We start from the raw sequence: 11790 nt of genomic DNA, 5'->3' as shown, positions 1-11790 counted from the left end.
TATGGAGGAATCTGCGGCAGCCACGGTCGCCTCTACTATCCGAAGGATGGAGAGGATTTTTTACGCAACTATCCATTGGAATTTGCTAACAGCAGCTTCATCCGTGCAATTATTGTCGAGTGATATCATCTCATTTTAAATAATGAAAACCTGTCACCAGTGATCTTTTCTAAACAGCTCAGAAAATCACTTCGTGTAAAGAGGGCCAATGGCCGGGACCGAACTTGTGGACAACGGTCACTCCCTGCCCGCCGATACCGGCGTGGTGGAGAAACGCTTTTGGGTCCCCTTAGAACAACAGCCAATCTCCTCTCTCAATGATGCGCGACTGCACCGCATGCTCGACAATGAGGAGCCTCCCAGAAAGTCTCTGAAGGAACATCTGGAACCAGAAGTCATCGATGGCCTCTTTGCCCGCGCCAAGGCCTTGCTGGCCCGCGGCAGCTATGGCAACTTCACCGTTGATGAAATCAACGCCCATCTGCGACCAGATCAGCAGCGCTTACGCCCCGTTGCTTTTGACGATGTTAGCCAATAAATCACATACCACCCATGAAAGTTGAAGTTTACTGCTACAACCACGATCAAAAAGACCACCGATTGTGCGAAACATGGACTTTGGACGAAAAGGGCCATGCAATTTGCACCAACGATTTCGAACAGAAGTCCATGGAAATGCATGGGTTCAGTTTTGAAGGGCGCCGCTACTACCCCAAAGATGGGAAAGATTTTCTGCGACACCTCCCTTGGGACTACGCCTTTAGCACCTTTGTGCGTGCCACCCTTGTGGAGTAAAGAGACGATACTGTGGGGCACCGTATGCTCGACAACGAGGGAGCATTCAGAAACTCTTTCGGAGAGGACTTGGAATGCCAGACATTCGATGGCCTTTTGCATGAACCAGGACCTCGCTAACTAGTGGCCCGCATGGCAAGTTGAAGATGAAGCGGCCTAAGAGCAACGGCGACCACACAAACGTTGTTCCCAAGCGGTACACTACGGAGATTCCAGCCAATAGCCCCCTGATACTATGAAAGTCGAAATTCGCAGCTACCACCATGACCCCAACGGCACGCTCCTTCGCACCTGGACGTTGGACCGCAATGGCCGCGCCGTTTGTGATAACGCAAGCGTACAGGAGGAGGCAGAGCTTGACGGCATTGTTGGCCAAGGCCGCATGTACTATCCTAAAGATGGAGAAGCTTTTCTGCGTCACCTGCCCTGTGAATACGCCAATAGCAGCTTCGTACGTGCCATGATTGTGGAGTAGCGGTCGGCAAATGCGGGGGCGGCCCCAGAGAGATCCGCGCCTTCCCCTCACGACAGGGCACATATCAGTGGCGGCCTGCAGGCCAGTGAATTCACCGGCACTACCGCCGACTTTAAAGACCGCCTCATCAGCAGCGTCGGCAAGGCGCTGCCCTCCACGGTGGCGGGAATGGTCGCCGGGGGCGGCCCCCTGGGCGGCGCAGTCCTCGGCGCATTGGAGACAGCCGGTGGCCAGTATGCCGAGACGTACGCAAACAACGTCAACAACGGCATGAATCATGAGCAGGCCTTTGCCAGTTCCGCGCCGGCGGCGGCCTTCTCCGGCGTCATGTCCGGACTCATCAGCAAGGCCGTCCCAGGCGGAGCCGCGCCGCTGAAGGCCAGCACCGTGCGCAGTGCGCTCAGCAGCGGTGCCAACCGCACCGCCATGAACAGGAGCATCTCTGACGCCATCCGCGCCTACGCCGCCTCCACCGTCGAGGGCGCGCACGCCCTGGCCAGCGGCGCGCTCAAAGAGATCCCGCAGGAGGTGTTGGACGAGGCGGTCAGCCAGGTCTCCTCCGCCTACGCGGAGAAGCGGGACATCAAAGGCGCGCTGGTCGATTTCTACAAAGGCATGCCGATGCTCCTCAGCACCGCCGGCCTCCTCGGCGCAGGCGGCGAACACATCAGCCGCTCTCATGAAAAACAGCAGATGCGGGAGGCGGCAGCGCAGCAGTCGCAGTCCCAGCAGCAAGCGACGCCGCAGGCAGCAGACACGCCGCAGACGCAGTCTCAGCAGCAGCAGCCGCCGCCGTCATCTCCGCAACGGACGCCGCAGTCCCCGCAGCAGGGGCAGGCCGGAATACCACCCTCTGGCATACCAGATTCTACCACAGATCCGTCCAAGGTCGCCTCCGCCTCAGGCCAGCTGCCGTCTTCAGCTGCCGCAGGTGTTGCTGGCGCTGCGGGTGCTGCTGTTTCCGCCGCCGGGAAGGCCGGCAGTCCTTCGCAGCCCGCCGCCGCGCCCTCCACTCCGCCCAAGGACCTCACCACGTCCAAGAAGCTCATCGAAAACGTCACCGCCATCCAGGAGCACCGGCCGCTGAACCCGGTTGAGCAGGCAGATCTGGCGCAGGCGCAGAAGGTCGTGGCGCAGGACGCGGCCACCCCTTCCCCGCCCTCCGGCCCGCCGCCCAGCCTGCCAACGGCGCAGGCACGCATCCACAACATCATGGACCGCCCGCCCGCGGCGCGGCAGCACCCCACCACGCAGGCAGACCTCGACCAAGCCCGGCATGTCGTGCAGTACCACGTGCACCAGCTGGAAAACCAGCCCGGCCCGCCCAACCAGGCCCAGCAGCAGGCACTCGCCGATGCCAAGGCCGCACTCGACCGCCTGCAGCCCAAGGACAGCGCTGCATCCGCCGCCAACAACAAAGGAGACACCGCCGCGCCTGGTGCGCAAGTCGGCAAGAAACCGCAAGCCGCCCCCTCCGCTGCGAACACCACCACGGACACCGACAGCACCTCCGATACCGCAACCGATTCACCACGCAGTGATTCCAGCTCCGACGAGACATCGCCACGTACCGACAAGCAGGCAGACGCACGCACGGACACACAGGCGGATGCTCACTCGGACTCGCGATCTGATCCGACGGCGGATGCGAAGCTGGATACCCAGTCAGACCAAAACGCAGATGCGCAGACCGATGCTCATTCGGACTCTCGATCAGACCTGCAGGCGGAGCCTCAGGCACAGACGCGTTCGAAGCCGCAGTCGGATGCACGGGCAGATGCTCCATCAGATACACGGTCAAACGCAGAGTCGGACACCCGTTCAGGCACGCAGCCAAGCCTGCGCTCAGACGCGCAACCGGATACTGGTGCGGACACGCGGCCAGACGCCCAGTCAGAGAGAGCCGCAGCGCCCGGGGTAAGGGACCCGCAGGCATCAGCCGCGGGCAACATCCGACAAGGCCTCTCTTCAAGCGCGCAGACCAATGCTGGGACTTCCTCTTCAGCCCGCCCCACCGTCGCCCCCTCCACTCCGCCCAGGAGCGTGGAGCAGTCTCAGCGGCTGCTGCAGAATGTGGCAAAGATGCCCGCCGAGGCACAGCGACACCCGCAGGTGCAGGCGGATGTGGCTCAGGCGCGGAGGGTGGTGGCGGAAAGGGTCGCAGGACAAGATAGAGCAACGCCAGCCAGCAGGCAGGATTCTCCGGGAAGGAAGGTGTCATCACAGACTTCCCAACCAGAGTTTCCACAGCCTTCCTCGCTACTCCGCAACCAGCAGATGCGAGGTGCAAGTGGAGCAGCGGCAGCGGATGAGCACATGATCCCGTGGAGCAATAACCCGGATGGCAAGAAGCGAACCATTCCCGAGGCAGTCGAAATTTTTCGCCAAAACATGAGGGATTTTTTGGCAAAAAACCCTTCAATCGGTTTAGATCTCGATCTTGTGGAGCAAATCCATTTCTCCCCATCAGAGCAACCCCTCGCAAAAGAGGGCGACCCCATAAAATGGGCTCAATACGGCCCATATTACATGGGAAGTGGAATTAACAATGAAATCACTTGGAAAGACATGTTTGATGAAGGCAAAATCAGAGTAAAAGTCGATCCTCGCGTGCTTGCCAGTGACCAGGCGATTTTGGGAATTTTTGCTCACGAACTGTATGAAATCCAAAGCATCCGTGGCAAACTTCAAACAAACCCTAATAATTCCATGCCTGACAAGGATCTTCAGGTGGCCATTGATGACTTTCACATCGCCGCAATCAGGCTGCAAAATAAGGTCGTTAAATTTATGAAAGCCAAATCAACGCAAAACTCATCGCCATGAACTCAACTCCACATTCAATAACGTCCAAGCCAGCAGCCATGCGCCATTATACAGACACCCCCGAGTACTGGTTGAATGATTACCTCAGGGGTAACATTGGCAGCAAGGCGCTCTATGCCAAACTGATGGACTTCGTGGTCTCTACCAGGAACGTCCCTATGGTCCTACGTTCCCTGCCAGAAAACCGGCTGAAGGAATTCACGGAAACCATGGAATGGGTGGCGTCCAAGCAAAGAGAGGAGGATTTTGTGGTGATCGGAGACACTGTCCGCTGGGGTGTTGCAGACGCGCGGCAGATGGTGCAATGGCTGGTAGATCATCCACATCCGCAACTTGCCCCTCCCGATGGTAAGCCGGAGCCTGATCCCAACTGGGAGCCTCCCGTCACCGAATACCAACGCCGCCAAAGGGAAGAGCGCCGGTAAATGGAGTCAGGGTGCAAATATTTGACTAACTACTCGAAGTTGCTCCGCTTTGCAGAGATTCTGGTGCATCGGCCAAACTTCCATTTTATCAGTTATTTGCGCCCTGCCCCGTTTCCCCGCGAGGCATCACAGCGAGATTGGAATCGGTCAGCCCTTTTGTTATCTTTTCACCCTGACCACATTCGCCTCTTTCATGAGAACGCTTCCCTTGACCTGCAAAGACCCCGCTGCCTGGCTGCATGACTACCAGGCAAACGGCATGCCAGCTGCAGAGTTCTTCACCTGCCTGACAGCCTGCGCTGTCACTGCCGATCCCGCCGATGTTGCAAGAGCGGTTCCCGATGAACTGAAACATGAATATCGTGAGCTCATTCGAGGGTCTTCAGTGTTCAAAACTGAGGATGATCTTGTCTTTGTAGGCAGTCCGCGAACTTTTGGCCTGAGGGAGCTGCGCCTGATGCGGGAATGGTACTTAAATCATCCGGAAGCATGATTAAATCGGGCAAATGGGTTCAGGGTCCAAATAACGGGTATATGGGATCAGGGTGCAAATAATTGACAACCCACTCGAAGTTGCTCCGCTTTGCAGAGGCTCTGGATCACCAGGCAAACTTCCCTTTTGTCAGATATTTGCACCCTGGCCCCCGTTTCCCCTGACCCCGTTTCCCCCCGGGCGCACGGATGCCGCCACGTCTCGCCCAATGGCGTCGGGATCTGGAACAACATTTCCGCGAACGAACAGCCAACGACCAGCCCGAGGCGCATGAGGATGGATATTGGTTCCTGCGCGATCATTGGATTCATGACTACTCGGGCAAGATATCGAATACGGAACCCACTCCCCAACTTCTGGCCAACCCACCAGCCATTGAGCTGGCAACCACCTACATGGAAAAGTTTGCTATTGGTGGATTAGGCCCAGCTCGATGGTCAATCATCAAAGGCGCAGACTCGACATTTAACATCGTGATGAGTATCTTAGGAGACCAAAAATGAAATTTGAACTATTCAATAAGCAGGATGAAGTGGTCGTTTCCGCTGACATTCAAGGAGTCGGCGAAAGTTGGATTCACAGTGGCCCCGTCACTTACAAAGGGGACACCAGTCTGCTAGATTGGTGTAAGACCCCTGCTCCGGGAGAAATCTTGGCGAGTATTTTTAGCAAAGCAGCTCATAAGCATGGACTGCGTTACGAGTGTGACACGGTTCAATATTACAATTGAGCAGCCGTTCGATGGCACACGGCATCAGCAGCCACGCATGCCAGCCATTTTGTAAGCGGCACTACGAACCACTGTGTGTCAATGGGGCAGTTAGAATTCCCTCGAAATCAAAAGGCTTTGGAACGAGAATTTAAAAAAATAGGTTGGCTATGAATAACGATCCCCATTTTCTTGAACGCAGCATCTCCAACAAAGAGTTGGCGGCTAAACTGGAAGCAGATTTGGCACTCGTGGACCAAGTGGAAGCAGGCATCATTACACGAGAGGCGGCTTTGGAGGAACTGATTCGACGAGGGTCTCATCCTGATCTTGCGCGCAGATTTCTACGCAACACCTTAGACCAGGATAAATTGCGCGAAGCACGTGAGCGCAGGGGGATCATTGGTAATTGACGCAATTGAGCACTTCAAACCTGATTCGTTGTAATCAGTCATGCTGCAACCAATGCCCAAGCCGGCACGGAACTGGCTGAGCGCTTTGCGCACTGCAGCCGGCTGCCTGAGATGGGAGTGCTGGACTGCAGCAAGACAAGTGCCTCCTAGAGAAACAGGTAACCGATTCACCGCGCAGTGATTCAAGTTACGACGAGACATTACCACGTGCGACCGAACGAGCAGATCCACGCACGGACACACAGGCGGATGCTCACTCGGACTCGCGATCTGATCCGACGGCGGATGCGAAGCTGGATACCCAGTCAGACCAAAACGCAGATGCGCAGACCGATGCTCATTCGGACTCTCGATCAGACCTGCACGCGGAGCCTCAGGCACAGACGCGTTCGAAGCCGCAGTCGGATGCACGGGCAGATGCGCCATCAGATACACGGTCAAACGCAGAGTCGGACACCCGTTCAGGCACGCAGCCAAGCCTGCGCTCAGACGCGCAGCCGGATACTGGTGCGGACACGCGGCCAGACGCCCAGTCAGAGAGAGCCGCAGCGCCCGGGATAAGGAACCCGCAGGCATCAGCCGCGGACAACATCCGACAAGGCCCCTCCCCAAGCGCGCAGACCAATGCTGGGACTTCCTCTTCAGCCCGCCCCACCGTCGCCCCCTCCACTCCGCCCAAGAGCGTGGAGCAGTCTCAGCGGCTCATTGAGAATGTTTCACGCATGAGTCCCGAGCAGCAGCGGCACCCGCAGGTGCAGGCGGATCTGGCTCAGGCACGGAGGGTGGTAGCCGAAACGCAGTCAAAAAGCACACGACCCGCTCCGGAAGCATCCAAACACTCTGCAAGACTACCAAAAACTGTTGTTCAACTTAGCTCTGCAAATAACAAAAAAGTCCCTGGTGCGCGAAGTAAGTCGGAATGGGAACAAAAATTTCAATCATGGCAAAAGCCCAGCCCTGTGAAAGCTCAGGATGTTATGAACTGGAGACCCTCTTACCCCTCTAAGCCCGACCTGAAACAAAAAATGATGTCTGGAGCTCAGGGCTTCCTTGACATGCTTCCTCCTGATGTAGCAAAGTCGCTCGGCAAAGTGAACATTGATCTGGCCGCCTCATTGCGAAAAGGCGTGCCCGCGCAATATTTTCCTGACACGAATACGATTACGTTCTCACACATGCAAATGGGCGGACACAACGAACTCCAGGTTAGGAAGCTCATGTGGCATGAAATGGCTCACTGGCTTTTTGACAAAGCCGGGGATGCCAACGCTGATCCTCATCTCAAAGCTTGGCGGGCAAAGGTCGAACAGCATTGGCAGGACCGGACGAAGGGACAACAAACCAGAACACATCCCGTTGAACAATGGAAATACATTCGTGACAGTTGGCTTAGTGATTACGTCGGACGTCTCTACCCTGGCGAGACTACCGGCTTAGAGCTTCCCGCCATTTACATGGAAGAAGCCGCTGTCGGACCGCTTCGGTTAGTGTGGCTGGGACAATACGATTCCTGCGCACAGGAAACTTTTGACATCATTCTTTCAATTTTCCAAAAATAAAAACATGATCATGCAACTAATCAAAGACGGGATGCCAATTTTGACTGCCCGCAGCGCTCATACAAAAAACGATGCAGGAAGTGATCTGCCGATAACCTATGAAGGAGATACAAGCCTGCTTCATGATGAAATGGAATGCATAAGCGTAGACATGCTGGAGGGATTTCTATCACGGGTAGCCCATGAAAGAGAATGGGAGCTCACCGGAGACTACCACGAAATGATTCGAAAGGGTGAGGTTGTCCTCCCTCCACCGGGACACTCTTGGTGGAACCGTTAAAGACGGCACCAGACTAAGGTAAATGGGGTCAGTAAATGGGGTCAGGCTGCAAATAATTGACAAACTACTCGAAGTTTCTCCGCTTTGCAGAGACTCTGGTTCACTGGGCAAAATCTATTTTGTCATATATTTGCACCCTTCTCTGAAAAACCACGTCAAGGTCAAAAGTGTCGTTTTACTGGGAGAGATGTAGTCCGCGGAGCTTGCGCTGCCGCTCTGATAAAGCGGTGCCGAGACATGCAGCATCAACGACCGTCGGTGCGGCGAGGCACCGGGTGTTGCGGTTCATGCTCCATGTCAGCGGTGGCGATGCTGTGATCACACTTCTCTGCGGGGCGAGCGACTTGTTTTCAATGCGCTCCCTTCCATTGCGACGAATCAGATCCCCAGCCCTCCATCCTGACCCGAGGTGCGCAGCATGAGCCGAGGCTCAGCAGCCAACCAGTGTGCAATTGGAGCGGCTGGGGAAAGTCTGTTTCGGTCTGGCGGCCTTCTTTGGCTTCGCCACCTGCGCTGGAGGTATCTTCTGGTAGTCCCTGCCTTCAGTCAAGAGCTGCCAGGCGATGCGTGCCATGCGCCGTGCCACGCACAGGATGGCGGTGTTGGCCTTCTTGCCTGCGGCACGCTTCTTCTGGTAGAGGTCGCCGAAGTAGGAGTCGCAGCCCATCGCCACCCAGGCGGCCTCCACGAAGGCCCAGCGCAGCCACTTGTTGCAGTGCCTCATGAGCTTGCCGTTGTAGGTCTTGCCGCCGCTGCTGGTGGTGCTCGGGCACAGGCCGATGTAGCCGCAGAGCTTTTGTGCGCTCTTAAAGCGGCTGATGTCATCGATCTCGTTGACAACCACTGCCGCAAGGATCGGGCCCATGCCAGGGATGGTCTGAACATGCTGCTGCGCGTCGGTGGCGCTCATCATGGCCTCCAGCGCCTTCTCGTCCTCCTTGATGCGCTGCTGCAAGCCTTTGAGCATCTCCAGCTGCTGCTTGAGCAGCAGGCCGGCGGGAGCTGGAAGCGTCAGCTTCTCCAGGAAGCTCATGCCCTTCTTGCCGAAGAGATCGCTGCACTGTGGCAGCTTGAGATCATGCTGTGCGCCGATCAGTCGGTGGATGCGGTTGCGCAGCATGGTGCGCTGGCGCACAAAGAAGCAGCGCTGGCGCAGCACCTCTTTGCGCTCACGCGTGGCTTTGCATGGGATGTGGACGCTGCTGATGAGTCCGGCGCGCAGCAGCCGAGCGAGGATGCGTGCGTCGATCTTGTCGGTCTTCACCTGGGCTTCGGCGATGATGCGAGTCTTGAAGGGGTTGGCCAGCATGATGTGCTCCGCTGGCATGGCGCTCTCAAGCACCTCGTAGAGCCAGTGCCAGTTCATGCTGGCCTCGAACACGACGCGGACACTGGGCCAGCGTTTGACCAGTGTTTTGAAGTCATGCGGTGAGTGATGCTCGATGCGTCCTTTGTCGAGTCCGTTGCCTGCGGCGTCAACGGCATGCCAGACGCTGTATTTTTTGTGATAGTCGATGCCGATGAAGGCTGCGTCTTCGGTGATGATGGCCGGTGGGGTGTGTGATTGAGTGCTCATGGTGCACTCACTCTACCAAATCGCGTTCTCCTAGGGCGAGGTGCGGGAAAAAGAGGCTTTCTCCTTCGTATTCATGTCGCCTGACCCCGTTTCCCCCAATCGAGTTCGAGAGATGGACTGATGACGACAGCTACCCCACGCAAGAATTACTGCATGCACATTTTAAGAACGTCTGGAACATGTGCTTTCCTAATGAGTTAATCGATTGAAAAGTGGCCGTTTTATTCCGCTAAATATCAGCAGGGAAATGGGGTCAGGCGCAAATAATTGACAACGCACTCAAAGCTGCCCTGCAGCGCCTCTGGTTCACCGGGCAAACTTCCATTTGGTCAGAAATTTGCACCTTGCCCCCGTTTCTGCGCTGGAGAACGTACGCCTTGCAGACTTGAAATGGAACCCTGAGGATGATACTGTCACTCATGAACCTACCGGGCGCAGGCTATCCGAAGGAGATTTTAAACAAATCGTATCGGGACTGGACCCCGGAGGAAGCGGAATTGGTGCGACGACACTTTCTCGGGCCCTTGTTGCACGACAGACGCTACTTGGAAAGAATAAACAACTCTTATACTCGCAGCCCGGGGCATCAAAAAATAGTGGATTGGATGAAGGCAGCGCAGGCGGAGGCGGCAGCGGCCGCAAACTCGCCGGCCACTTCGGCAGCGACTCAACACAGCTAGCTGGCGCGACAGCGCAGACTCTGGACACGCTTAATCAACGTGTCCCCGGTCGCTTCGGTGATCCTAACCAATAACACCTAAAGATATGAAAGTCGAAATTCGTAACTACCACAACGCCCCCGAAGGAAGAATTGACTGCACGTGGACCTTGGCGCCCAACGGGCATGCGGTCTGTGATGATGCAGACCAGCAGGAAATGCTAGAATATGGAGGAATCTGCGGCAGCCACGGTCGCCTCTACTATCCGAAGGATGGAGAGGATTTTTTACGCAACTATCCATTGGAATTTGCTAACAGCAGCTTCATCCGTGCAATTATTGTCGAGTGATATCATCTCATTTTAAAAAATGAGAACCTGTCACCAGTGATCTTTTCTACGCAGTTCAGAAAATCACTTCGTGTAAAGAGGGCCAATGGCCGGGACCGCCCTTGTGGACAACGGTCACTCCCTGCCCGCCAATACCGGCGTTGTTGAGAAGCGCTTTTGGGGTCCTCTTGAGCAGCAGCCAATCTCCTCTCTCAACGAAACGCGACTGCACCGCATGCTCGACAATGAGGAGCCTCTCAGAAAGTCTCTGAAGGAACATCTGGAACCAGAAGCCATCGATGGCCTCTTTGCCCGTGCCAAGGCCTTGCTGGCCCGCGGCAGCTATGGCAACTTCACCGTTGATGAAATCAACGCCCACCTGCGACCAGATCAGCAGCGATCCCGCCCAGTTACTTTTGACGATATCAGCCAATAAACCATCGAGCTCCCATGAAAGTTGAAGTTTACTCCTATAACCACGATCAAAAGAAACACCACTTGTGTGAAACATGGACGTTGGACGAAAAAGGTCATGCGATCTGCACGAACGACTTCGAACAGAAGTCCATGGAAATGCACGGGTTCAGTTTTGACGGGCGCCGCTACTACCCCAAGGATGGGAAAGATTTTTTGCGACATCTGCCGTGGGATTTCGTAGGCAGCAGCTTCGTCCGTGCCGTCCTTGTGGAGTAAGGAGACGATGCTGTGGGTCTGCACCGTATCAGGGTGCAAATAATTGACAAACCATACGAAGTTGCTCCGCTTTGCTGTGCCTCTGGTTCACCGGGCAAACTTCCATTTTTTCAGAAATTTGCACCTCGGCCTCGTTTCCACTGGATGAAATCAACGCCCACCTGCCATCCGAGAAGCATCGCGTTGATCCAGTTCCCTTTCACGACATCGGCCAGTAATTAACTCTTGATATGAAAGTAGAAATTCGAAGTTACCTTAACAATCCCCAAGGGACACTTTGTTGCACATGGACTTTGGACCGCAACGGCCATGCTGTCTGCGACGACCCCACGACGCAGGAAATGGTGGAATACAGTGGTATCTGCGCAAACGGAAGCCTCTACTTTCCGAAGGACGGAGAGGAATTTTTGCGCAACTATCCGTTGGAATACGCCGGCAGCAGCTTCGTGCGCGCTGTCATTGTGGAGTAACGGCTAGTAAATGGGGTCAGGCGACATGAATACGAAGGAGAAAGTCGCTTTTTCCCGGGTAAATGGCGTGCGAATAAATTGACGTACCA

The 11790-nt window shown here is 55.7% G+C and carries 14 protein-coding genes; 13 read left to right on the top strand and 1 reads right to left on the bottom strand.

Going from position 1 to position 11790, the window contains the following annotated elements; genetic code table 11:
- The first annotated feature begins 208 nt into the window (after positions 1-208).
- From ACILSO_RS27215 to ACILSO_RS27175, 9 genes are all read left to right on the top strand, one after another.
- On the top strand, positions 209-538 hold the full coding sequence (locus ACILSO_RS27215; RefSeq protein ID WP_395740641.1) for a hypothetical protein: 330 nt from the start codon (positions 209-211) through the stop codon (positions 536-538).
- Between the two features lie 14 nt (positions 539-552).
- Positions 553-795: a hypothetical protein gene (locus tag ACILSO_RS27210; RefSeq protein WP_395740640.1), complete on the top strand. Its 243-nt coding sequence runs from the start codon at positions 553-555 to the stop codon at positions 793-795.
- A gap of 235 nt (positions 796-1030) precedes the next feature.
- Entirely contained in the window at positions 1031-1270 is a 240-nt protein-coding gene (locus tag ACILSO_RS27205) for a hypothetical protein (protein WP_395740639.1), read from the top strand.
- A 168-nt stretch (positions 1271-1438) separates the two neighbouring features.
- A complete protein-coding gene (locus tag ACILSO_RS27200) occupies positions 1439-4096 on the top strand; it encodes a hypothetical protein (RefSeq protein WP_395740638.1) in 2658 nt (885 codons plus the stop codon).
- On the top strand, positions 4093-4521 hold the full coding sequence (locus ACILSO_RS27195; protein ID WP_395740637.1) for a hypothetical protein: 429 nt from the start codon (positions 4093-4095) through the stop codon (positions 4519-4521). The genes ACILSO_RS27200 and ACILSO_RS27195 overlap by 4 nt, the downstream gene beginning before the upstream one ends.
- A 193-nt stretch (positions 4522-4714) precedes the next feature.
- Positions 4715-5014 carry a hypothetical protein gene (locus ACILSO_RS27190; RefSeq protein ID WP_395740636.1) on the top strand — a complete coding sequence of 100 codons (300 nt, stop codon included), beginning with the start codon at positions 4715-4717 and terminating at the stop codon, positions 5012-5014.
- A 188-nt stretch (positions 5015-5202) separates the two neighbouring features.
- Positions 5203-5517: a hypothetical protein gene (locus ACILSO_RS27185; RefSeq protein ID WP_395740635.1), complete on the top strand. Its 315-nt coding sequence runs from the start codon at positions 5203-5205 to the stop codon at positions 5515-5517.
- 376 nt (positions 5518-5893) lie between these two features.
- Complete coding sequence (locus ACILSO_RS27180; RefSeq protein WP_395740634.1) at positions 5894-6136, top strand: hypothetical protein; 243 nt, start codon at positions 5894-5896, stop codon at positions 6134-6136.
- Positions 6137-6858: 722 nt separating this feature from the next.
- Positions 6859-7695, top strand: coding sequence for a hypothetical protein (locus tag ACILSO_RS27175; protein WP_395740633.1), 837 nt, complete (start codon positions 6859-6861; stop codon positions 7693-7695).
- Between the two features lie 710 nt (positions 7696-8405).
- Here ACILSO_RS27175 and ACILSO_RS27170 read toward each other — a convergent pair.
- Entirely contained in the window at positions 8406-9551 is a 1146-nt protein-coding gene (locus ACILSO_RS27170; RefSeq protein WP_395740632.1) for an IS110 family transposase, read from the bottom strand.
- Between the two features lie 765 nt (positions 9552-10316).
- On the opposite strand from ACILSO_RS27170, the gene ACILSO_RS27165 reads away from it, so the two are divergent.
- From ACILSO_RS27165 to ACILSO_RS27150, 4 genes are all read left to right on the top strand, one after another.
- Positions 10317-10559, top strand: coding sequence for a hypothetical protein (locus ACILSO_RS27165; RefSeq protein WP_395740631.1), 243 nt, complete (start codon positions 10317-10319; stop codon positions 10557-10559).
- A gap of 85 nt (positions 10560-10644) precedes the next feature.
- Positions 10645-10974, top strand: a complete 330-nt coding sequence (locus ACILSO_RS27160; RefSeq protein WP_395740630.1) for a hypothetical protein — start codon at positions 10645-10647, stop codon at positions 10972-10974.
- Between the two features lie 14 nt (positions 10975-10988).
- Positions 10989-11231 (top strand): hypothetical protein, encoded by a 243-nt coding sequence (locus ACILSO_RS27155; protein ID WP_395740629.1) that lies wholly within the window; start codon positions 10989-10991, stop codon positions 11229-11231.
- 293 nt (positions 11232-11524) lie between these two features.
- Positions 11525-11701: a hypothetical protein gene (locus ACILSO_RS27150; RefSeq protein WP_395740628.1), complete on the top strand. Its 177-nt coding sequence runs from the start codon at positions 11525-11527 to the stop codon at positions 11699-11701.
- Positions 11702-11790: the final 89 nt, after the last annotated feature.

The sequence above is a fragment of the Prosthecobacter sp. genome, assembly GCF_044226605.1.
Classification (GTDB): domain Bacteria; phylum Verrucomicrobiota; class Verrucomicrobiia; order Verrucomicrobiales; family Verrucomicrobiaceae; genus Prosthecobacter.
Note: the sequence above shows the minus strand (reverse complement) of the source record. Positions and strands in the feature narration are given on the sequence as shown.

Excerpts from the sequence above, each read along its gene's own strand:
- ACILSO_RS27210 (WP_395740640.1), top strand. The coding sequence starts at position 553 with ATGAAAGTTGAAGTTTACTGCTACAACCACGATCAAAAAGACCACCGA.
- ACILSO_RS27180 (WP_395740634.1), top strand. The coding sequence starts at position 5,894 with ATGAATAACGATCCCCATTTTCTTGAACGCAGCATCTCCAACAAAGAG.
- ACILSO_RS27185 (WP_395740635.1), top strand. The coding sequence starts at position 5,203 with ATGCCGCCACGTCTCGCCCAATGGCGTCGGGATCTGGAACAACATTTC.
- ACILSO_RS27160 (WP_395740630.1), top strand. The coding sequence starts at position 10,645 with ATGGCCGGGACCGCCCTTGTGGACAACGGTCACTCCCTGCCCGCCAAT.
- ACILSO_RS27195 (WP_395740637.1), top strand. The coding sequence starts at position 4,093 with ATGAACTCAACTCCACATTCAATAACGTCCAAGCCAGCAGCCATGCGC.
- ACILSO_RS27190 (WP_395740636.1), top strand. The coding sequence starts at position 4,715 with ATGAGAACGCTTCCCTTGACCTGCAAAGACCCCGCTGCCTGGCTGCAT.
- ACILSO_RS27170 (WP_395740632.1), bottom strand. The coding sequence starts at position 9,551 with ATGAGCACTCAATCACACACCCCACCGGCCATCATCACCGAAGACGCA.
- ACILSO_RS27165 (WP_395740631.1), top strand. The coding sequence starts at position 10,317 with ATGAAAGTCGAAATTCGTAACTACCACAACGCCCCCGAAGGAAGAATT.
- ACILSO_RS27215 (WP_395740641.1), top strand. The coding sequence starts at position 209 with ATGGCCGGGACCGAACTTGTGGACAACGGTCACTCCCTGCCCGCCGAT.
- ACILSO_RS27200 (WP_395740638.1), top strand. The coding sequence starts at position 1,439 with ATGGTCGCCGGGGGCGGCCCCCTGGGCGGCGCAGTCCTCGGCGCATTG.
- ACILSO_RS27175 (WP_395740633.1), top strand. The coding sequence starts at position 6,859 with ATGAGTCCCGAGCAGCAGCGGCACCCGCAGGTGCAGGCGGATCTGGCT.
- ACILSO_RS27205 (WP_395740639.1), top strand. The coding sequence starts at position 1,031 with ATGAAAGTCGAAATTCGCAGCTACCACCATGACCCCAACGGCACGCTC.
- ACILSO_RS27155 (WP_395740629.1), top strand. The coding sequence starts at position 10,989 with ATGAAAGTTGAAGTTTACTCCTATAACCACGATCAAAAGAAACACCAC.